This window comes from Pontibacter sp. HJ8 (genome assembly GCF_054824225.1).
On the sequence record NZ_JSYF01000039.1, the window covers coordinates 1 to 20570 of the forward strand.

Annotated in this window: 21 protein-coding genes and 1 riboswitch; of the genes, 15 read left to right on the forward strand and 6 right to left on the reverse strand. The window is 53.8% G+C overall.

All coding sequences use genetic code 11. The features are described from left to right. Nucleotides 1-172: 172 nt before the first annotated feature. The 13 genes from OB13_RS02115 (at nt 173) to OB13_RS02175 (ending at nt 12187) form a co-directional block, all read left to right on the forward strand. A complete protein-coding gene (locus tag OB13_RS02115) occupies nt 173-961 on the forward strand; it encodes a phosphosulfolactate synthase (RefSeq protein ID WP_461488491.1) in 789 nt (262 codons plus the stop codon). An 87-nt stretch (nt 962-1048) separates the two neighbouring features. Beyond that, entirely contained in the window at nt 1049-1993 is a 945-nt protein-coding gene (locus OB13_RS02120; protein ID WP_461488492.1) for a polyprenyl-phosphate transporter, read from the forward strand. Nucleotides 1994-2013: 20 nt separating this feature from the next. Continuing rightward, nucleotides 2014-2757, forward strand: coding sequence for a shikimate dehydrogenase family protein (locus OB13_RS02125; RefSeq protein ID WP_461488493.1), 744 nt, complete (start codon nt 2014-2016; stop codon nt 2755-2757). Between the two features lie 97 nt (nt 2758-2854). Then, complete coding sequence (locus OB13_RS02130) at nt 2855-3256, forward strand: YkvA family protein (RefSeq protein ID WP_461488494.1); 402 nt, start codon at nt 2855-2857, stop codon at nt 3254-3256. Between the two features lie 278 nt (nt 3257-3534). Next, entirely contained in the window at nt 3535-4113 is a 579-nt protein-coding gene (locus tag OB13_RS02135) for an RNA polymerase sigma factor (RefSeq protein ID WP_461488495.1), read from the forward strand. Then, on the forward strand, nt 4097-5743 hold the full coding sequence (locus OB13_RS02140) for an outer membrane beta-barrel protein (RefSeq protein ID WP_461488496.1): 1647 nt from the start codon (nt 4097-4099) through the stop codon (nt 5741-5743). Before OB13_RS02135 ends, OB13_RS02140 begins: the two co-directional genes overlap by 17 nt. 101 nt (nt 5744-5844) lie before the next feature. After that, nucleotides 5845-6018 carry a hypothetical protein gene (locus OB13_RS02145; RefSeq protein WP_461488497.1) on the forward strand — a complete coding sequence of 58 codons (174 nt, stop codon included), beginning with the start codon at nt 5845-5847 and terminating at the stop codon, nt 6016-6018. A gap of 21 nt (nt 6019-6039) precedes the next feature. Next, nucleotides 6040-6495, forward strand: a complete 456-nt coding sequence (locus OB13_RS02150) for a hypothetical protein (RefSeq protein WP_461488498.1) — start codon at nt 6040-6042, stop codon at nt 6493-6495. 118 nt (nt 6496-6613) lie between these two features. Then, complete coding sequence (locus OB13_RS02155; protein WP_461488499.1) at nt 6614-6988, forward strand: hypothetical protein; 375 nt, start codon at nt 6614-6616, stop codon at nt 6986-6988. Between the two features lie 170 nt (nt 6989-7158). Then, complete coding sequence (gene uvrB, locus OB13_RS02160; protein ID WP_461488500.1) at nt 7159-9186, forward strand: excinuclease ABC subunit UvrB; 2028 nt, start codon at nt 7159-7161, stop codon at nt 9184-9186. Between the two features lie 198 nt (nt 9187-9384). After that, nucleotides 9385-9975 (forward strand): dioxygenase family protein, encoded by a 591-nt coding sequence (locus tag OB13_RS02165; RefSeq protein ID WP_461488501.1) that lies wholly within the window; start codon nt 9385-9387, stop codon nt 9973-9975. A gap of 232 nt (nt 9976-10207) precedes the next feature. Continuing rightward, nucleotides 10208-11878: a M28 family metallopeptidase gene (locus OB13_RS02170; RefSeq protein WP_461488502.1), complete on the forward strand. Its 1671-nt coding sequence runs from the start codon at nt 10208-10210 to the stop codon at nt 11876-11878. Nucleotides 11879-11977: 99 nt separating this feature from the next. Next, nucleotides 11978-12187, forward strand: coding sequence for an alkylphosphonate utilization protein (locus OB13_RS02175; RefSeq protein WP_461488503.1), 210 nt, complete (start codon nt 11978-11980; stop codon nt 12185-12187). A gap of 73 nt (nt 12188-12260) precedes the next feature. Here the strand turns inward: OB13_RS02175 and OB13_RS02180 are convergent, their stop codons facing one another. The 3 genes from OB13_RS02180 to OB13_RS02190 form a co-directional block, all read right to left on the reverse strand. After that, nucleotides 12261-14465 (reverse strand): B12-binding domain-containing radical SAM protein, encoded by a 2205-nt coding sequence (locus OB13_RS02180; RefSeq protein WP_461488504.1) that lies wholly within the window; start codon nt 14463-14465, stop codon nt 12261-12263. 364 nt (nt 14466-14829) lie between these two features. Continuing rightward, complete coding sequence (locus tag OB13_RS02185) at nt 14830-15066, reverse strand: DUF2798 domain-containing protein (protein WP_461488505.1); 237 nt, start codon at nt 15064-15066, stop codon at nt 14830-14832. A gap of 51 nt (nt 15067-15117) precedes the next feature. After that, the gene (locus OB13_RS02190; RefSeq protein ID WP_461488506.1) at nt 15118-15294 is read right to left on the reverse strand and encodes a hypothetical protein; all 177 of its coding nucleotides are present in this window, start codon (nt 15292-15294) and stop codon (nt 15118-15120) included. A gap of 154 nt (nt 15295-15448) precedes the next feature. Here OB13_RS02190 and OB13_RS02195 point away from each other — a divergent pair, with 154 nt between their 5' ends. Beyond that, nucleotides 15449-15727, forward strand: coding sequence for a hypothetical protein (locus tag OB13_RS02195; protein WP_461488507.1), 279 nt, complete (start codon nt 15449-15451; stop codon nt 15725-15727). Between the two features lie 62 nt (nt 15728-15789). On the opposite strand, the gene OB13_RS02200 is transcribed toward OB13_RS02195, so the two are convergent. Together OB13_RS02200 and OB13_RS02205 are read right to left on the reverse strand one after the other, a co-directional pair. After that, complete coding sequence (locus tag OB13_RS02200; RefSeq protein WP_461488508.1) at nt 15790-16914, reverse strand: YncE family protein; 1125 nt, start codon at nt 16912-16914, stop codon at nt 15790-15792. A gap of 23 nt (nt 16915-16937) precedes the next feature. Beyond that, nucleotides 16938-18851 (reverse strand): TonB-dependent receptor plug domain-containing protein, encoded by a 1914-nt coding sequence (locus OB13_RS02205; RefSeq protein WP_461488509.1) that lies wholly within the window; start codon nt 18849-18851, stop codon nt 16938-16940. 102 nt (nt 18852-18953) lie between these two features. Further along, nucleotides 18954-19160, reverse strand: a riboswitch (cobalamin riboswitch). 173 nt (nt 19161-19333) lie between these two features. Here OB13_RS02205 and OB13_RS02210 point away from each other — a divergent pair. Beyond that, a complete protein-coding gene (locus tag OB13_RS02210; protein ID WP_461488510.1) occupies nt 19334-19933 on the forward strand; it encodes a DNA-3-methyladenine glycosylase in 600 nt (199 codons plus the stop codon). 15 nt (nt 19934-19948) lie between these two features. On the opposite strand, the gene OB13_RS02215 is transcribed toward OB13_RS02210, so the two are convergent. Then, nucleotides 19949-20570: arginase family protein (locus tag OB13_RS02215; RefSeq protein WP_461488511.1), on the reverse strand; the 622-nt coding region annotated here is incomplete at its 5' end.

Consider the following 20570-nt stretch of genomic DNA (forward strand, 5'->3'; position numbering starts at 1 on the left):
ATTACAGGGCATGTGCGTATATGCTTTCGGCAGGAAAATACCGAGAAGCTTACAATTATCTGGAAAATGCTTTAATTTTGGACTTCGACAAACACAAGCTGTTGTTTGAGTTCTTCCCTGAACTGGAATCGCAGCGGGCATTATCCAGACTGATTGACCAATATCGCAAATAATGAGTAACAACTATATTCTGAACAGCCTCCCGGAGCGCGAGGTGAAGCCCCGTGAGCGCGGGTTTACCATGGCCATGGACAAAGGTTTGAGCATTCGGGAGGTCGAAGACTTCCTGGAAGTGGCGGCAAACTATGTAGACATCGTAAAACTGGGCTGGGCTACCTCCTATGTGGTGCCCAACCTGCAGCGGAAGCTGGATGTGTACAGAGCGGCAGGTATACCGGTCTACTTCGGAGGTACGCTGTTCGAGGCGTTCATTGCCCGCAATCAGTTTGACGACTACCGCCGGGTGCTCGACAAGTACAACATGACTTTTGCCGAGGTGTCGGATGGCTCGCTGGAAATGGCGCATGATAAGAAGTGCGGCTACATCCAGACCCTGTCCGAGCAGGTAACGGTGCTGTCAGAAGTGGGTTCCAAGGACGCGGAGAAGATCATCCCGCCCTACATGTGGATCAAGCTGATGAAGGCGGAGCTGGAAGCCGGTGCCTGGAAAGTAATCGGGGAAGCCCGTGAAGGCGGCAACGTGGGCCTGTTCCGCTCGACGGGAGAGGTGCGCAGTGGACTGGTGGAAGAGATTCTGACGCAGGTGCCGTTTGAAAAGATCCTGTGGGAAGCTCCTCAGAAAGCGCAACAGGTATGGTTCATCAAGTTACTGGGCGCCAACGTGAACCTGGGTAACATCGCGCCAAGCGAAATCATCCCGCTCGAAACGATCCGTCTGGGCCTTCGGGGCGACACGTTTGACTTTTTCCTCAACAATGGGTCTCCGATCATTGACGCATAACACATAAAGTTTAACTGGTTAATTGCCCATCGGTAGCCCCGGCGGGCAATTTTTTTTGTGCGGCTGAAAAGCTGTCATTTCTATAAAATGAGAAGAAGATCATTAAAAGAATACCTGCTGCTGTTTTCAAAAGGCGTGGCAATGGGCGCGGCCGATGTAGTGCCCGGCGTATCAGGCGGTACGATCGCTTTTATTTCCGGTATTTATGAAGAGCTGCTCGATTCCATACGCTCCGTGAACGGCGAGGCATTGCGCCTGTTGGCACGGCTGAATATCAAGGGCTTCTGGCAACACATCAATGGCAACTTCCTGGTCGTGCTGCTGGCCGGGATCTTTTTTTCGATTCTCTCTCTTTCCAAGCTTGTACTCTACCTGCTGGAATATTATCCGATCATGCTGTGGGGATTCTTCTTCGGGTTGATCGTGGCTTCCGCGCTGGTAGTAGGTAAAAAGATAACCCAGTGGCGGCCTGCTGTCGTGCTGGCCGGCCTCATCGGGGTGGCGATAGCGTACTACATAACGGTTGCCGTACCCATGCAGACGCCCGAGGCCTACTGGTTTATTTTTATGGCCGGCGCTATTGCGATCTGCGCCATGATACTGCCGGGTATATCGGGTAGTTTCCTGCTACTGCTGATGGCCAAGTACGAGTTTATCATGAATGCGCTGCAGGAGATCAGAGTAGACATCATTCTGATCTTTGGCCTGGGCTGCATGGCGGGAATACTGTCTTTTTCGCATGTCCTGAACTGGATGCTCAAAAAATACCACAACCTGGCGGTATCGCTGCTGACCGGTTTTATGGTAGGCTCGCTCAACAAGGTATGGCCCTGGAAGCATACGCTCGAAACCTATACCGACCGCCACGGCGTAGTAAAGCCGCTGATCCAGGAAAATGTAACGCCGTGGCACTACCTGGAACTCTCAGGCCAGGAACCCTACCTGCTATACGCGGCACTGCTGGCTATCTTTGGCTTCCTGCTGGTATACGTACTGGATCGTGTGGCCGAAACACCCGCCGGGAAAGTATAACGTTGTGAATAAACCAAGACATGCATATGCGTAGATTCGGATTGATCGGTAAGAAACTCGGGCATTCATTTTCGAAGCGCTATTTTACAGAAAAGTTTGCCAAAGCAGGTATAGCGGATGCCCGCTACGAACTCTACGAGCTGCCGGAGATCACAGCCTTTCCTGACTTGCTGGCCCGGGAACCGGAACTCGTGGGGCTCAACGTCACCGTGCCATACAAGGAGGCCGTTATACCTTACCTGGATGAACTGGAAGAGAGTGCCGCACAGATCGGTGCAGTGAATACGATCCGTATTACACAAGGCAGGACCAAAGGCTACAACACCGATTTTATTGGTTTCCGGGATACCTTGCAGCAATTCTATCCGGCCGGAGCAGGGAGCCGGGCGCTGGTATTGGGCACGGGCGGAGCGGCAAAAGCGGTCTGGGCAGCGCTCAAAGCACTTGGCATTGGGTATACCTCTGTCTCCAGAAACCCGGCGGCGGGAGAGCTGGCGTATACCTCGCTAACACCGGATATGCTGCAGGCCTATACCCTCCTCATCAATACAACTCCCCTGGGTATGGCGCCTGAAACAGAGCATGCGCCGGCTATACCTTACCAGGCGCTTACTTCCGGCCATTACCTCTACGACCTGGTCTATAATCCGGAAGAAACCTTGTTTCTGCAAAGAGGCCGGGAGGCCGGGGCCAGCACCCTGAACGGGCTTGCCATGCTGCACGCACAGGCCGAAGCTGCCTGGAAAATCTGGAACAACGAATAACCTTGTTAACTTATTGTATCAATATTCTTATACACTGAAACTTTCTGCTGCTGTCCCAGCGTACAGTATAAAAAGCTCTACCCGAAGCCCTTATACGATGACGCAACTCTCCACCCTTCGCCAGAAAGCAAACGAACTGAATGCAGAAATTTACGCGCTATACCTCTCCGCCCGCCATCCGGAGGTGAGGTGGTATGTGCCCCTTCTGCTGGCCTTTGTAATTGGGTATGCGATCAGCCCGATCGACCTGGTGCCGGACCTGGTGCCTGTATTTGGATTCCTGGATGATGTGGTATTGGTTATACTGGGATTTAGCCTGGCCTACCAGCTCGTGTCTAAAAGCATACTGGGGCAGGCGCGGCTGCAGGCCTACGAAATACTGAGCCGTGAAGGCGATTCGGCACCTATGGCTTACCGGGTGATCGGGTATGTATGGGTATTGGCAGCATCTGTCGTAGCAATCTTTTTTTACAAGATTCTCTTCATGGCCATAATCTGATCTTACGCTCACCTTTACATAAAAGAATAACAGCAAAGGCCTCTCCCGACGGAGAGGCCTTTGCTGTTATAGGCCGGGCCGGTTTCCGCATTGCAGCATACCTATTATCATTATCTAAAAAGGCGCCTGTTTAAACATAATATTTTCCTATATTTACTCAGCAGTTGCCGGCTATACCTTGGCGAAGCTTAGCTGATCTACCTGAAAATATTTTTTTGTGCTTGCAACCTTTGCCTCATCCCGGGAATCATAGAGGTGGAGCTTAACTTAAGAGGCGTTTGAAGCTTTTTACTAAACCTAAATCAGAAGAGGATAAACTCATAGAGGGGTGCATTGCCGGCAAGCGGGAAATGCAACGGCTCCTGTATGACCTGTATTCTAAAAAGATGATGATGGTTTGCTTACGTTATGCCCCTACCAGCTTTGAGGCAGAGGATATGATGCAGGATGGGTTTGTAAAAGTGTTTGCCAACATACAGAATTTTAAAAGGGACTGCCCGCTTGAATTCTGGATACGGCGCATCATGATCAACACCGCCCTGAAGCAACTGCGCCAGAAGTCGCTGCTCACCGTTTCACATGAAACAGAAGAGGCAGGCAACATCCCTTCCGGGGATGTGAACCTGACAGGCTACTCCATGGACGAGTTGCTGAGCATGATCCAAAGCCTGGCTCCGCGCTACCGCATGGTGTTCAACCTGTACGCCATTGAAGGATACAATCACAAGGAAATAGGGGAGATGCTGGGCATCTCCGAAGGTACATCTAAGTCACAATACTCGCGCGCCCGTGGCATACTGCAAAGTATGCTGGTGCGCCAGGATAAATCATTTCAAGAGCATGTCATCAGCAAATAACCATAAGCGCCATACACTGGAAGAGGAGTTTCAGCGCCGCATGCACGACGCTGAGGCCTCGCCTGCTCCGGATCTCTGGGCCCGTATAGACCATGAGCTGACTGTTCAGGAGAACGGCCAGTACAGGAAGAAAGTACTCTTCTACCGGCAGCTGGCGGCTGCCTGTTTCGTGCTGTTCATGCTGAGCGGTGCCCTGCTGACCTACCACTTCAAAGACAGCGCAAAGCAGGGCACAACGCAGCAGCCCATCGCGTCAGCACCGGGCGCTAGCACCTTACCTGCGCCTGCCGTTGCAGCAGAAGAAAACGACGGGACAATAGAGCATCACGTAGCTATAGCCGGAACCTCTGCCGCACAGGCAGCCGCTACCAAGAAAGCGCAGCGTCACTCAGGTACAGCAGCAAACGGGGATCTCATCGCAGCAGCGGACCCGCAGGGATATTATAGCGCAGGCAGCAGTTCATCCGCAAACACCCCGGAGCAACAACTTTCGGAAAGAAGAAATACGATCGCGGCACGCACTGTGAGAGACGCAGCAGGAACCAATGCAGTACCAGCAGGTTTCCACCGTTACAGACGTTCAGTTTCACAAAGCATTACCCTGTCGTTTGGCAGTGAGGAGACACAGCCGGCACAGCCAGGCGCGGGAACGCTGGCCCTTGAACCGAAGTCTTTTGTGGAGTTGAATAAAGAATACCAGGCGGCCCGCGATAAGAAGGACCAGCAACAGACCGAAGCACTGGCTGCCAGCCTGAATAAGGGGAAAGATGAAACGCAGGAGCAAGCGCAGGGGGGAGGCGACAGCCGCTGGAGCCTGAACCTGGCCTATGCTCCCACCTACTTTGACCAGAACATCGGCCTGCCTGACCAGATGATGACGGCTGTCAATTACAGAAGCTTCGCCGCACAGGGACTATCCGCTTCCTCAGAGTCATTCCATAACATGGATGCCGCCCGGGATGAATTTGAAGATAAAACAGTGCCTACTTTCTCCTATACCATGGAAGTGAAGACAGGCTTTAAGCTGAAAGAGAAGCTGAAGCTGCTGGCTGGTATTGGCTATAGCGAGAGTTCGGCCCGCACCAGGACCAACTACATCGTGCGGCAGTTCTGGTTCAAACCGCGCACCAACGAGCGCTATGAGCTGGACCCATCCACCATTTTGCTGCCATCGCTCGACCACAGCTTTACCCCTGATTCCATCAGCGTGGCCAGGGCGGCGGACGCTTTCAACGTAGACTACAAGTACCGGCACCTGTCTATACCTGTGGGCCTCCAGTTTGAGAATGAGATCGCCAAAGACTGGTTCTGGTATGCTGCCGGAGGGGTGGCTGCCAACTTCCTGCTGGAGACAAGTATAACGGCTTCCAACCAGGAGGTGCAGTCGGTGAACTACAGGCCCAAGGACGAGGACTCGCCTTTCCGGAAGGTGCAGTTTTCGGGCAACCTGTCCGCAGGCGTAGGCAAACGCATCTCCGACAACCTGACGGTGGTGCTGGGGCCGGAGGTCCGCAATTACTTCAGCACGCTGGTGGCAGAGCCCGACAAGGCAATGGCACCACAGGGCAAACCCTATGCCTTCGGCCTGAACATGGGCCTGAACTATCAGTTGAATAACGGCAAAAAATAATATTTCATTTTTCTGTCTGCGCGTGCAACCATCTGCTGGTAAACAGAATCATGTTAGTGTATAAAGATTGTTAAAAAGGCGCTATGCAAATGATGCTGTTCATGAAATCGATACTCCATACCCTGGTCGTCCTGGTGGCTGCCGGCAAAGGGAATATGCTGGGATGGTATGTATTGCTGGCACTGCTTTTTATGTCCGTATTCATGTCGGGATGTGCGCCAGGTGAAATTTCCGGTCTGGCCGGTATCGGGTCAACCTGTTCCGGGAGCTTTTAATTTAAATACGACCACAGGGTTATGAAATTGACATTCCGGTTTGCAATGGCGTCAGCCGGCCTGCTTTTGGTGTTGTCAGCCTGTTCCGTTGAGAAAGAGGACGTAGCCCCGCAGCTGCGGGCAGATGAGCTACAGGTAGCGGTGCAGGGAAAGTGGTCCATCGAACGCATCAACAGCAAGCTCTGCCGGAGCGGGAACTGCAACACCCAGGTATACAACGGGAGGCCCCAGGATTATTTTGAGCTACGGGCAGATAGCGCTTTTCTGCTTCGTTCCGGTACGCAGTATGCCAACACCTACCGGGACAGGTTTAAAGCCGATTATTCCTATGCCGGAAGCTTTGTGCTGAGTAATTTCAGTTGGTCTGCCCGGTATGTGGTTAAGCTCCGGGAAGCCAACAAACTGGTGCTGGAAAGCACGTTTACCGGTACGGATCCGAATGCAGTTTTTACAGATACTTATTTTTTATACCAGTAAATACGTTTTCCTAACATAGGGCATACCGTTTTGCGATGAAGCAGACTACTACCATTTTAGTACGCAAACAAGTAAGCTCTCTGTTGGAAATCCTGCTCCATTAGTACATGATAACCTTATGAAAAGCACCTTGTGTATCGCCTCATTCTACCTCTTTCTGTCCTTTCTTGTGGTGAGTTGTGCGGAAGAGGAGGAGGCGGTACCCTCGTGTGTGCAGGTTGAGGTAATGGGAACGGACTGTGAAAGCGGCTGGTATGTGCTGCGGATAACGGAGAATGAAATGCCGCAGCGCAGCAAAGAATATGTGGGACAGTTGCATGGCGGTTACGTGACCACCGACAACCTCCCGCTGGAGCTCCGCACACCGGGACGTATGGTGGAAGTGTCGCTCGAACTGAACGGGCAGTACAGTCCCCTTTGCACAGCGGTGCACATGCTATACCCCGCCGTGAAAGTGAAGCAGGTATGCTCCGGTAATGCGGGTGGCACTTGATCAGGTTTTGTAGTTTTTGTTAGGAATAGTTAAACCAGCAAAGGCCTGCTTTTAGAGCAGGCCTTTTGTTTTGCTATACCTGTGCGGCAGTAGGTATTAATTGACAAATGCTAAACTTACAGCTGCAATTTCATGTTATAGTATATCTTTACATGTCGTAAAATCAACGAATGGATTTTCAGCTAACATCAGAATTTCAACCTACCGGCGATCAGCCGAAAGCAATAGCCCAACTCACCGAAGGTATCCGCAAGGGGGAGCCCTCGCAGGTGCTGTTGGGAGCCACAGGTACGGGTAAGACCTTTACCATGGCCAATGTGATCAAAAACGTAGGCAAGCCCACGCTGGTGCTGTGCCACAACAAGACACTAGCTGCCCAGTTATACGGCGAGTTCAAGCAATTCTTCCCCGACAACGCGGTCGAATACTTCATCTCCTACTACGACTACTACCAGCCGGAGGCCTACATCGCTTCCTCGGACGTGTTCATCGAGAAGGATCTGCAAATCAATGAGGAAATCGAGAAACTGCGCCTGCACACCACTTCGGCTTTGCTGTCAGGTCGCCGCGACGTGATCGTGGTGGCATCCGTGTCCTGTATCTACGGTATCGGTAACCCGGAGGAATTTGGTAAGAACGTCATTCACCTGGCGCCGGGGCAGCGGTATAGCCGCAACAACCTGCTCTATACCTTTGTGCAGATCCTCTACAGCCGCACGGAGGCGGAGTTCACACGTGGAACGTTCCGGGTAAAAGGCGATACGGTAGATATTTTTCCGGCCTATGCCGATTTTGCCTACCGGCTCTACTTCTTCGGCGACGAGCTGGAGCAGATTCACCGCATCGATCCTGCTTCGGGCAAAAAGCTCTCGGATGAGAAGGCCGTCACGCTATACCCGGCCAACCTGTTCGTGACAGGGAAGGATACACTGCACCAGGCCATTTCGGAGATACAGTACGATATGGTGGCGCAGCACGAATACTTCCTCAAAGAAGACAGGCCGGTGGAGGCCAAGCGCATCAAGGAGCGAACCGAGTTTGACCTGGAGATGATCCGGGAACTGGGCTACTGTTCCGGCATCGAGAACTACTCCCGGTACTTCGACCGCCGTGCCCCGGGTGCGCGTCCGTTTTGTTTGCTCGATTACTTCCCGGATGACTTCCTGATGGTGATAGACGAAAGCCACGTAACGGTGCCGCAGGTACGGGCCATGTGGGGTGGCGACCGGTCGCGCAAGGTGGCGCTGGTCGAGTACGGTTTCCGTTTGCCGGCGGCCATGGACAACCGCCCGCTTACTTTCAACGAGTTTGAGGGCGTGATGCACCAGGTGGTGTTCGTCAGCGCCACGCCGGGCGACTACGAGATACAGAAGTCAGAGGGCGTCATCGTGGAGCAGATCATTCGTCCGACCGGCCTGCTGGACCCGGTGATAGAAGTACGCCCGAGTGCCAATCAGGTAGATGACCTGCTTGATGAAGTGGATGAGCGCATCAAGAGTGGGGAGCGGGTGCTGGTCACGACGCTGACCAAACGTATGTCCGAAGAGCTGACCAAGTACATGGACCGCCTCAACATCAAGGTAAAATACCTGCACTCCGAGGTGAAGACGCTGGACCGGGTAGAGATTCTGCGGGAACTGCGCCTGGGCATCATCGATGTGCTGATCGGTGTGAACCTGCTGCGCGAAGGACTTGACCTGCCGGAAGTGAGCCTGGTCGCCATACTCGATGCCGACAAAGAAGGCTTCCTGCGCGACCAGCGTTCCCTGATCCAGACGATGGGACGTGCCGCCCGAAACGAAAAAGGAAAAGTGATCATGTATGCCGACCGCATGACGGGCTCCATGCAGCGCGCCATCGAGGAGACCACGCGCCGCCGCGAAACGCAGATGGCTTACAACCTGGAGCATGGCATCACGCCACGCACGATTCTCAAGACCAAGGACGAGATATTTGAGCAGACATCGGTAGCTGATTCCAAGAAGAAAGAGGTGAAAGTGTATGCCGGTCCGGAGGAAGTGTCGCTGGCGGCAGAACCGGTGATCCAGATGATGAAGCGAGACGAACTCGAAAAGCTCATCAAGAAAACCGAGAAGCAGATGGAAGCCGCCGCCAAAGACCTCGACTTCCTGCAGGCAGCTAAGTACCGCGACGAACTGGCTGAACTAAGGCAACTGCTGAAGTCGAAGCGGGATTAATCCGGTAAGAAGGGTAGCGAATACAGGCCGAAGTAGTTGCAAAACACTACTTCGGCTTTTTTTATAGCCGGAGTATCCGGGCACGTACTAAAGGGCAAGCGCTTGAAAGTAGACTAGGATCAGGATATCCTTTTAAGGATGGAATAACGTATCTTTTAATAGAGTTCCCCCTTTCAATCGTCAAGTTGTCAGCTGGTTATGAAGATCTCGAGGCGTCGGTTATTTCTTTTTCTCAGTGCTTTGCCGCTTGTTGGTCTGGCACCGGCCAATTTTTTGTTCGGTCATAAGGAAGCGCTGGAACCTACACCGCAGTGCGACGACCACGATGAACCGACTCCGTCCCAAACAGAAGGCCCCTTTTATACACCCCGTTCTCCTGAAAGAAGCAACTTGCGCGAGAAAGGTATGGAAGGTGTCACGCTTATTCTGACCGGGCAGGTGCTGTATACCAATTGCCAGCCGGTAGGAGGCGCCCTTCTGGACTGGTGGCATGCCGATGACGACGGAAACTATGACAACGAGGGCTTCCGGCTGCGCGGACATCAGTACGCCGACAAGCAAGGGCGTTTCCGGCTGGAGACGATAGTGCCCGGTCTTTACACAGGGCGCACCCGTCATTTCCATGTTAAGGTAAAGGGACAGGGTAAAACTATTCTCACCACGCAACTTTACTTCCCTGGTGAACCCGGCAATGAGCGGGACAACATCTTTCATCCGGCGCTCTTGATGGAGGTATCTAAAAACGGAGAAGCCATGCAAGCCCGTTATACCTTTGTGTTGAAAGCTTAGGCAGTGCGCTATACCTTCTGATCCTTCACGTTCGTATTCCGCCAATAGCTAAAAAATGGCCTATTCCGGATTTGCTGAACTCTTACCTGCGTTTGCACCTAGTACTTGTTGAGGAGCCTGACCTGAATTAGGCTCCTCTTTTTTGAAAGCAGGCCGGGCGTTGCACCGGTTTTATCCTGAAGAATAATTTTATACCTTTCTGTTCGGACACTTTTAGATTCGTTTTTATTACATGAAAAGCATCAAATACATTCTGTTTCCGGCTTTGGCCGGGCTGTGTTCTGCCTGCCAATCTGCTGACACGGGCACAAAAACAGCTGAAGCCAGCGCTGAAACCAGCGTCACCATCACAGAAGAAAGCTACGGGAAATACCTGACAGAAATCGCTGCTGATGAGTTGGAAGGACGCAAGCCTTTCACTGCGGGCGAGCAGAAGACGCTGGCTTACCTGGAGCGGGAGTTCAAAGTGCTCGGTCTGGAACCAGGCAACGGCAACAGTTATGTGCAGGAGGTGCCGATGGTGGAGGTGAACACCACCGCCAGTCCCACCATGATCATCAAAGGGAAGCAGGAGCTGAAGCTGGAGGGACGCAACGACTACGTCATCTGGACAAGACGAACGGATGAGGCTATCTCAATAAACGAAAGCGACCTGGTATTTGCCGGATTTGGCATCGTGGCCCCGGAGTATAACTGGAACGACTACGCCGGACTCGACGTGAAGGATAAGATCGTACTGATCCTGGTGAATGACCCAGGTTTCTATGAGCAGAATCCTGCCGTATTCAAAGGCAAAGCCATGACCTACTACGGCCGCTGGACCTACAAATTTGAAGAAGCTGCCCGGCAGGGAGCAAAAGGTGCGCTTATCATCCACAGCACAGAGCCGGCCGGGTATGGCTTCCAGGTGGTGCAGAACAACTGGAACACTTCCAGGATGTACCTCGACAGCCGTGGCAAAGAAACCTACAAGTGCGCTATGGAAGGCTGGGTGACGATGCCGGTAGCCGAAAAGCTGTTTGCTGCCGCAGGTATGGATTACAAGTCCATCATGGCCAAGGTATCCAAGCCCGGGAACAAACCCATCCCGATGAACCTGAAGGTTAGTACCTCCATGCAAGTGAAGGCCCGGTATGACAAGACCTCCAACTTCATTGCCAAAATAACAGGCAGCCAGCGGCCCGACGAAACCATCATCTATACCGGCCATTGGGACCACCTGGGCATTGGCAAGGCAGACGCTTCGGGAGACAGCATCTACAACGGAGCGGTGGACAATGCGAGCGGGGTAGCGGGCCTGCTGGAAATAGCCAAAGCCTTCAAAAACCAGCAGACACAGCCGGAGCGAACAGTCGTGTTCCTGGCCGTGACAGCAGAAGAGCAGGGCCTGTGGGGATCGGCTTACTACGCCGAGAACCCGGTCTTCCCAAAAGAAAAGACAGTGGCCAACATCAACATGGACATGCTCAATGCCTATGGCAAGACAAAAGACATCGTCCTCTATGGTATGGGACAATCCGAGTTAGAGGACTACCTCACAGCCGAGGCAAAAGCGGCAGGTCGTTATGCTGCGCCGGAAGAGAATCCGGAAGCAGGCTTGTATTACCGCTCAGACCATTTCAACTTCGCTAAAATCGGTGTGCCGGCGCTCTTTATAGGGCCAGGTATAGACCTGGAAGAAGGAGGCAAAGCAGCAGGAAAGCAGAAACTGGACGCTTACTACGCCAACACCTATCACAAGGCATCTGATCAGGTACACCCCGGTTTCAGGATGGATGGCGCAGCAGAAGACCTCAAATTGCTCTACAAGGTAGGCAGCCGGCTGGCTAACTCAGCGGAGTGGCCGCAGTGGAAAGCGGGCTCTGAGTTCAAGGCTGTCCGGGACAGGTACATGCAGCAGTAAAGCCTTTGTTTGCCCGAAGACAGGTATAGTTTCCGGAATGAGGAGCAAATTTGTAGCTTGCAGGAAAATCAAAGCACAGTAACATCAACAACAGAAATCATGGAAGTAAAAGACAGCAACGGCAATATCCTCAACGACGGCGACTCCGTGCATGTGGTCAAAGATCTGAAAGTGAAAGGTATGTCGACCACCCTTAAAAGAGGCAATGTCATCAAAGGCATCCGCCTGACCGGCAGCCCGAATGAAGTAGAGTGCCGGGTTGGGAAAAGCACGGTGGTGTTGAAGACAGAGTTTCTGAAGAAAGCATAACCTGAACAAAACAGCAGGTATAAAAAAGGGGAGGCGCTGATCAAGCGCCTCCCCTTTTTTATACCTGCTATACCTAGAGCAACAACAGTCCCTTTTCCCGCAGTTCCAGCCACACAGGCGAAGCCAGGAATTCGGTAAAACTCAGATGTGCTTCCGTCGGATAACTTTCCTCCAGTTGTTTTAAGGTGAGAGCAGGTGCGTCCGTTGCTACCAGCAGCGTCAGCTGCTCCAGCAGCCACTGCCCGATCGTTGCGGTGGTCTTGATCTGGAAATCCTCCGCCTTTTCGTAGAAAGTCAGCTCGCAGCGTTCGAGGGTTTGCCCTTTTTTGGCATACATCGTGAAATCGATCTCCGGGATATTGCCCAGCCAGAAGACACGGGACAGCCTGCGTTCGTTGTCTGCTTTGCCGGGCCCCTGTATCGCCCGGGCAATCAGGTTGCGGTCAACAGTGACGCGCGGCACTTTGAAGTCAAACCAGAACGAAAGCGGCTCTTCCAGCGCCACACCGTGCATGTAGTTGTAGATCGCTTTGGCCAGCCCCGGGCCAAATACCTCATGGTCGGTGCCCTGCGGGTCGTCGTGCCACAGGTCGTTGTTGGCAAAGTCGCCTTCCGGAGGACCTACTTTCACGACACCAAATTTCTCGGGGTGCTTGCCTACCGGGCTGTGCGCCGTCATGCTGAAGCGGTGCCAGTAGCCGGACTGGATCACACCATTGAGGAAAAGCTGCCGCACGACTTCCAGCGAATCAATGGTTTCCTGCGCCGTTTGGGTCGGAAAGCCATACATGAGGTACGCGTGCACCATGATGCCTGCTTGCGTAAACCCGTCCGTCACACGGGCCACCTGGGCAATGCTGACGCCTTTCTGCATCAGGTCCAGCAAGCGATCGGAAGCGACTTCCAGTCCTCCGGAAACAGCAATGCAACCGGATTCAGCCAGCAGGCGGCAAAGGTCCGGGCTAAATGTTTTCTCAAAGCGGATGTTGCCCCACCAGGTGATCTTCACGCCACGGCGGATGAGCTCGATGGCCAGGTCACGCAAAGCAGCTGGCGGAGCAGCTTCGTCTACAAAATGAAAGCCGGTCTGGCCGGTTTGGGCAATGATCTGTTCGATGCGGTCCACCAGCAGCGTAGCCGGGGCCGCTTCGTAGCGGGAGATGTAGTCGAGGGTGATGTCGCAGAAGGAGCAGCGTTTCCAGTAGCAGCCGTGCGCTACCGTCAGCTTGTTCCAGCGGCCGTCGCTCCAGAGCCGGTGCATCGGGTTAATCACATCGATCACCGAGAGGTAGTCGTGCAGTGGCAGGTCACTATAATCGGGCGTGCCGACTTCGGTATGCGGGATGTCTTTGTCGAGGCAGCCGTTCAGGTATGCCACCTGGCCGTCCTGCAGCAGAAAGGTGCGCTGCAGCAGATCTACGGGGCGTTCTCCCTGCAGGTATTCGAGCAGTTTCAGCCAGGGACCTTCGCCATCATCCAGCGTCACAAAGTCAATATACTTAAACAGGCGGGGCTCGCGCAGGCTGCGCAATTCGGTATTGGGATAACCTCCTCCCATCAAGGTATGGATATGCGGGTACTTTTGCTTGATGTACTGGGCCAGGCGCAGACCACCGTACAGATTGCCTGGGAAAGGTATAGAGAAACCCACCACATCCGGCTGCACTTCCTGCAGGCGCTCTTCCAGCAACTCCAGCAGCATCTCGTCCACCAGGTTCGGTTTTTCCTGAAGCGCTTCTTCCAGCGGGTCAAACGAGGTAGCCGACATAGCCAGTTTATCGGCGTAGCGGCTGAAGGCGAAGTAAGGACAGATCGTCTCCTTGATCAGATCTCCCAGATCCTCCAGGTATAGCGTGGCCAGGTAGCGGGCTCTGTCGGAGATGCCCATGCTGCCAAAGGCCCAGTCAATGTCCTCTACCTGGTCGAAGCGGGAAGCCTCGGGCAGGTAGCGGCTGTAACTGATCTGCTGGGCCAGGGTCGTGTCTTTGTTCTGCAGAAAGCGGATGACCGGCTCAATGGTATGGAGGTATTCGCGCTTGAGGCGCAGCATACGCCGGCTGTTGTCCGACAGCTCAAAATCACCTTCTTCTATGGCCTTAAAAATCCGGCCAAGTCCCGAGCGGGTAAACATGCGCAGCACCAGTTCAATGCCAAAGTCAGCCTGGGTGATGGTATAGCCTTGTCCGGTCAGGAAACCTTTGATATAGGCAGTGGCTGGATAAGGTGTGTTGAGCTGCGTGAGCGGCGGCGTGATGAGCAGTATGGTTGGCTTCTTCAAGTTCCGGGATTCTTAAATTCAAGGAGCGCACTACAGGAGCGCTGGGTGCAAAACTACTGATTCTGCACCGCTTTCTAACTAATTACTGTCCTCTCAACAGTCCGGGCGCTGGGCTGGTTCAATCGGTAGGAGCTGACGATTAGCCGTTTAAGAAAAGAGAAGGTGTCAGAAGTTTAATTTGTGTATTTAAATGGGTTTAAATTATATAAAACAACTTAAATATACATATATTTGCATTATAATCATCTTAAGTTGAATGCTTTGGGGCAGGCTGAGAAGCCCCCTGGAGCGGTGGCTTGTGATGTGTAAGTGTTTCAATTGTTCCCTAAGGAGAAAGGCCCGTAGTATTGCTACGGGCTTTTTGTTAGCGCAGCAGCTCGGATGACTTATTGACAATATAATGCACACCCGGCACGATCGCCAGCACCGTAGTCGCGACCAGCATGAACAGCACGCAGAACATGCGGAACCAGCTGGTGAAAAAATCACCCGACAAGCCGAAGGTATAGAGCTGCAGGGCCGAGGCCGTCAGCAGGCAGAGCAGGGTGATGACGAGCAGTTTGCGCTTAACAGACGGTTGTATAAGAGTCTTCTTCTTCATTGCAGATCAGGTGAAGCTGCAAATTTAAGCGATTGGGCATTAGCTGCACCATCAGGAGTGGCCTTTTTCTGCTTCTTCGTCCTCGCGGCTCCGGCTGCTGTTCTCCTGGTTCTCTTCTGCAGGACCTTTGGGCGGGGCCTGCGGGTGTTGTGCCTTTACCTTTTCGACATCCGACGACATTTCCTTTGTGGTTTTCTGAGGAGGAGTATTTTTTTGGTTCTTTTCCATAGCTTTCCTGTTTTGCGTTCTGTGTCTTTTCATACGGAGCCGGGGGCAGCGAGGTAGCCTTTTCTAACTCAAATTGCCTGTAATCGTACATTAACTGGCTGCCTCCGACGAGAAAAGCTTATTTTACTTAATGATCCGATAAAAGAACGATGCTATGAAAATGACGAAGATAAAAGCGCAGCTGCTGGCTGTAGTACTACTGGGAGCCGGTTTGACAGCTTGTAACACCGGTACCGATCCTGGCGAAACGAACACAGAACGCAGCGATATAGAACGTACGGAAGAAGCCGACAAAGCAACCGGAACCTACCAGGACACAACAGAGAACATGGAAAAGATTTACGAAGGCAGGGAAGGGACCGCTATCGGTGACAGCGCCTATAACCAGGAGGGCAAACGGGACAAACGCTACGATGACAACAAAAAACAGTAATCCGAAAAAAAACAAAGCCCGGCTTCTGAGCAGAAGCCGGGCTTTGTTTTTTGGGAATAGCCTTATCTGAAAACAAAGCCATTCGGAGCAATACCTACTTGGAAAGAGTCGACGGCTGCGCCGCTCAGGTTGTGGTAGCGCACCACCCAGCCATCGGAGGTGAAGTTAGGGGCTTTGCCGGCGTAGATCATTCCGGTGGATGGCTCCACACCCAAGCCGTAGAAGCCATAAGGCACATAGGCACCGCGGTCAATCAGGGGTTTCGCTGCCAGGGCACTGGCGTTCACATCCTGCTCGTATACCTTGTTGTTGAACACGTAATAAAGTTTATCGCGGTTTCCGTTGGCTGTCAGCTTGCCGGGAGAAGGTGCCTTGCTGGTAAAGGTCAGCGTGCCTATCACAGTGTTGCTGCTGGTATTGATTTTGGCGAGGGTGCCCGGCTTGCTGTTCTCCTCGCTCGTGGTCCAGTCGCTGTTGTAGGCTTTCTGGCCGCTGCTGCTCACCCACAACACGTTGTTGCGGTCCAGCGCGAGGCTGTTGGGGCCATCATTCACAGGTATGGAAGTTTCCACTGCATCGGTTGCCGTGTTGATGACCGTTATCGTTTTGCCCCCGCTGTTGGCCACAAACAGTTTGCCGTTGCTGATCACCAGTTGCTCCGGCTGCACACCTACCGGGATGGTTTTCGTCACGGTGCGGGTTTTCAGGTCTACCACCGCGACGCGGCCTTCGCTGTAGATAAACGTGGCGGGGTCATAGCTCAGCCATTCCGTCACGTAGCCTTTGTCCTCGCTCAGGGCTGCGAAATAGCGCGGCGCCTCCAGTCCGTTTATCTCGCCTTCGGCTTTGAGGGTGTTGGCATTGGCTACCGTCACTTTGCCGCTGTTGTTCATCACCAGGTAGGCCCGGTCGCCGTGTACCGAGATATGTTGCAGCACATCGCCCAGTACCATCGAGGCATTCACTTTGCTGAAAACCTTGTTCTCTACTTTTCGGGTGTCATGGCTGTAGAAGCTCACCGAAGCATTGGATTTGGTCATGGCGCCTTCATTGGATATGAGCACACCGTTGCGGGCATATTCTCCGGAAGGGCCATCCGTATCGCTGTCGCAGCTGGTATAGGTAAGGGCACTGCAGGCGAAGGCAGCGGAAAACAGGGCGCTACGGAACAGGTTATTCTTTTTCATGTAGAGTTTTTAAAAATGTAGGATTAGGGAATGATAAAGCGAATACTGGCCGCAAAACTGCGCGGCGGCATGGGCATGTTTTCCATGGTAGAATAAGCGGCATCGGTCGCATTGTCGGTGCGCAGGGTGCCGAAAAGCTGGTAGGACCCGATGTCAAACTTCCTGCTCAGCGCCAGGCTCAGCAAGGTATAGCCGGGCAGGGTGCCGGTGTTGCTGTTGTTGGTATAGCGCAGGCCATTATAGGTAAGGTTGCCCAGGAATGACCAGGAACGGAAGGCAGCATCGGTGCCGAGCTGTGCCTTGTGCAGCGGCACATGTGCCAGTTGCAGGTTCAGCTCCTCCGGCCCCTCATACGCCTTCACCTGCTCCGAGGAGGTATAGGTATAGCCAGCCGTAGCAGCTACGGTAAGCTCATCCATTTTTTTGCTGACGCGGCTGCTGAGCTCCATCCCCTGCGAGCGCACCTTCTGCAGGTTGCGGGGCGACCAGTACCCGGATTCTATCGGCATCCACTGTACCCAGTTGTCTAACAGCATGTGGTAGAGGGAAGCTTCTGTCTCGATGAGCAAGGTGCCGTGGGAGTAAACGTGGCGCAGGCCGCTCTCATAGTTCCAGCCTTGTTCCGGTTTGATATCCGGGTTGCCGCCCGGTTGCCAGAAGCGCTCGTTCAGCGTCGGCACCCGGTAACTGCCCGAGACATTGCCTTTCAGGTATAGACGGTGGCTATCCCGCTCCAGCACCTGCCAGTTAGCGCCCAGGGTAGGAGTCGGGTGCGGGTTATACCCGCTAACGAAGGCTTGTCGCAGGTTCAGGCTCAGGTCGAGGCGGCGCGTGGGGTCGAAGCGGAAGAGCAGGAAGGCTGCGGCGCGGTCTTCGGTTACGGGCTCGCCATACCCTTGCACATCGGCATCGAAATGCTGTAGGTTCAGCCCGGCACGCAGGCTCCAGCGGCGGGCATAGGTATAGGTTTGCTCGGCCTGCACCTGGTAGGTATTGATGTCGGTAACCGAATGATTGCTATTGTCTTTGTAGAGGAGATAGTCGGAGAAGTAGGCCGTCTTGATGCTGGTCTCACCCCAGCGGCTGCTGTGGTCGTATGCCGCCATCAGGCGCAGGTTCTTGTCGAGCTGGCGGGCATTCGTGCTGGCGGCTCCGATGGCAGGCTGCACTTCGCGGTGGGTGTAGGTATACCAGGTGTGCAGAGCCAGCCGGCTTTTATCCGATAGCTGCCAGGCCACATCCTGCGTAAAGCCGTGCTGCTCCACCTGTGCCTGGTCCTGCCTGCGGGTAGGTGCTCCAAAAGTGGCAAAGTCCTGGTACGGGTAGGTATTCTGCGCCAGCAGCCGGTAGCCGTTTGCCCCGACAGAAACTTTCCGGCCGCCATAGCGCGCTCCTATACCGGTATAGTACCTGCCAAAACTGCCGATTTCCTGTTGCAGCTCCGCACCGAAGCCCGGACGGGTATGGGTGGGGGAATTGAGCAGAACGGCTCCCCCGATCGCCCCGCTGCCATAGGTAGCTCCTGCCGCTCCATGCTGCACGGAAACTTCGCCCAGTCCACCCAGGGGCAATGTTGCAAAATCGCTCTGGCCCAGGGAAGGCAACCCGATGTTGAGTCCGTTCCAGAGGACGGCGGTATGGGAAGCGCTGGTGCCCCGGAAGGTAGGAGTGGAGATGCCGCTGGCACCGTAGGTTTTGAGGAAAAGCGGAGTGCGGGCCTGCAGCACATCGGCCAGGGAGCCGGAGGTATAGGTCCGGAGGAAGCTGCTGTCGAGGGTGCTCACGCGGCTGCCGGCAGCAAATACCTCGGCAGGTTTGCCGAATACCTCGACCGTGCGCAGGTGATACAGCGTCGTGTCCTGCTGCGCCATTGCAGCCGGGGCTATACCCAGCGTGAGCGCCAGGCACAAAAAAAGACGAATAGAAAAAGTTACCACGTACACGCTTGCTTAAATCCCGAAGCATGCAAACAGGTAGGAGGCAGGAACAGCGCGCGCAGGAAGAGCGAAGGCCGTGCAGCTTTTTACCCGAAAGCATACGACTATATTGTCGGACTGGCAGGTCTCCTGGCTCTCTTCAGTCAGCCGGCCTTCCCATGGCGCGAGTGCGGCACAGTGGCTTTTGGTGTTGGCTAACCCTCGTATTGAAGATTACAGTTGCGGGAACAGCATAGGCATCACACCTATTTCCCTATTAAGGCTTTTACCACAGAAGCAGTAAAGGCCACCAATCTGGAAGCAAAGGTAGGAAATTAATTGAGAATCAAGAATGAGGAATTAAGAAAGAGGAATTAAGAATGAGCCCAAATCTGAAAGCTGGCTGAATTTTCACGTAGGCTATACCTGTCGCATGGCGATACCTTATCCCTAACCCCAGGCTATACCTGCCGTACCTTCTCCCATAACCAAAGTCCGAGATAGTGAAGCTGAAGAAATCATTCTATACCCGCCCGGATGTGGTGCAGGTGGCGCAGGACCTGCTGGGCAAACACTTATACACCAGGCAGAACGGTGTTCTTACCGGAGGAATCATCGTGGAGACGGAAGCGTATTCGGGTGTGGGAGACAAAGCCTGTCATGCGCATCTGAACCGCCGCACCCAGCGCACCGAGATCATGTACCACGAAGGCGGTGTTGCCTATGTATACCTGGTGTACGGTATCTACAACCTGTTCAACATCATCACCAACGTGGAGGGGCAGGCCGATGCCGTGCTGGTGCGGGCCATAGAGCCGCTGGAAGGGATTGAGGAAATGCTGCTGCGCCGCAACATGGCCAGCGTTCGGCCAAACCTGACGGCCGGACCGGGTGTGCTGAGTATCGCTTTAGGAATTGACCGGAAACATTACGGCACCCCGCTCACTGGCAACACGATCTGGGTAGAAGACAAAGGCATGGAAGTGCCGGCCGAAGGTATAGCCATCGGCCCGCGTATAGGCGTGGACTATGCCGGAGAGGATGCGTTGCTGCCCTGGCGCTTCTGGCTGAAAGGAAACAAGTGGGTAAGCCGGAAGAAGTGAGTGTAGTAAGTAGTCTTAGAGATGCTTCTTTTGGGCGTGGTTAAACGTACGGGTAAAGTTCCGGACAAACTCCCGGGTGTAGTGGCCTGACTGGTCGAGGTCAGGGTCCAGGATGGTGATTTCCAGTCCGGTTGCTTTGGAGCCGGCCAGGAGCAGGTATAAGATCCGGTTCAACTCTTCGTAGCGCAGCCCGCCGGGTGTTCGGCTGTCTACGGCAGGCATCAGCGCGTCATCCAATACATCCACATCTAGGTGTACCCAGAATCCATCCAGCGCTTGTGCTTCGACCATTTCCAGGAAGGCATGCACACACGAGTCTATACCTGTTTCGCGAAGCAATGCCAGCGGGATGTAGGTTGCCTGGGAGTCCCGGACTATACGCTCATAGGCCTCGTCATACTCGCGGTTGCCCACGCACCAGACGTGTGCTTCCCAGATGTAAGGGGACTGCCCCTGGATGTCGGTTAACTTTTCAGGTCCCCGGCCGGCCACCAGGGCTGCTGCCATACCTGCGGCACCGCCCGTTCCGGATTGTGGCGGCTCTATAAAATCCGTATGCCCATCGAGATAAAATAAGGCGTAACGGCCGCTTTGTTTCAAAGCCAGCGCATTCCCGATCAGGATGCTGCAATCTCCT

Coding starts and splice junctions, on each gene's coding strand:
- OB13_RS02115 (WP_461488491.1), top strand. CDS start 173: ATGAGTAACAACTATATTCTGAACAGCCTCCCGGAGCGCGAGGTGAAG.
- OB13_RS02120 (WP_461488492.1), top strand. CDS start 1,049: ATGAGAAGAAGATCATTAAAAGAATACCTGCTGCTGTTTTCAAAAGGC.
- OB13_RS02125 (WP_461488493.1), top strand. CDS start 2,014: ATGCATATGCGTAGATTCGGATTGATCGGTAAGAAACTCGGGCATTCA.
- OB13_RS02130 (WP_461488494.1), top strand. CDS start 2,855: ATGACGCAACTCTCCACCCTTCGCCAGAAAGCAAACGAACTGAATGCA.
- OB13_RS02140 (WP_461488496.1), top strand. CDS start 4,097: ATGTCATCAGCAAATAACCATAAGCGCCATACACTGGAAGAGGAGTTT.
- OB13_RS02145 (WP_461488497.1), top strand. CDS start 5,845: ATGAAATCGATACTCCATACCCTGGTCGTCCTGGTGGCTGCCGGCAAA.
- OB13_RS02150 (WP_461488498.1), top strand. CDS start 6,040: ATGAAATTGACATTCCGGTTTGCAATGGCGTCAGCCGGCCTGCTTTTG.
- OB13_RS02155 (WP_461488499.1), top strand. CDS start 6,614: ATGAAAAGCACCTTGTGTATCGCCTCATTCTACCTCTTTCTGTCCTTT.
- uvrB (WP_461488500.1), top strand. CDS start 7,159: ATGGATTTTCAGCTAACATCAGAATTTCAACCTACCGGCGATCAGCCG.
- OB13_RS02165 (WP_461488501.1), top strand. CDS start 9,385: ATGAAGATCTCGAGGCGTCGGTTATTTCTTTTTCTCAGTGCTTTGCCG.
- OB13_RS02170 (WP_461488502.1), top strand. CDS start 10,208: ATGAAAAGCATCAAATACATTCTGTTTCCGGCTTTGGCCGGGCTGTGT.
- OB13_RS02175 (WP_461488503.1), top strand. CDS start 11,978: ATGGAAGTAAAAGACAGCAACGGCAATATCCTCAACGACGGCGACTCC.
- OB13_RS02185 (WP_461488505.1), bottom strand. CDS start 15,066: ATGAAGAAGAAGACTCTTATACAACCGTCTGTTAAGCGCAAACTGCTC.
- OB13_RS02190 (WP_461488506.1), bottom strand. CDS start 15,294: ATGGAAAAGAACCAAAAAAATACTCCTCCTCAGAAAACCACAAAGGAA.
- OB13_RS02195 (WP_461488507.1), top strand. CDS start 15,449: ATGAAAATGACGAAGATAAAAGCGCAGCTGCTGGCTGTAGTACTACTG.
- OB13_RS02200 (WP_461488508.1), bottom strand. CDS start 16,914: ATGAAAAAGAATAACCTGTTCCGTAGCGCCCTGTTTTCCGCTGCCTTC.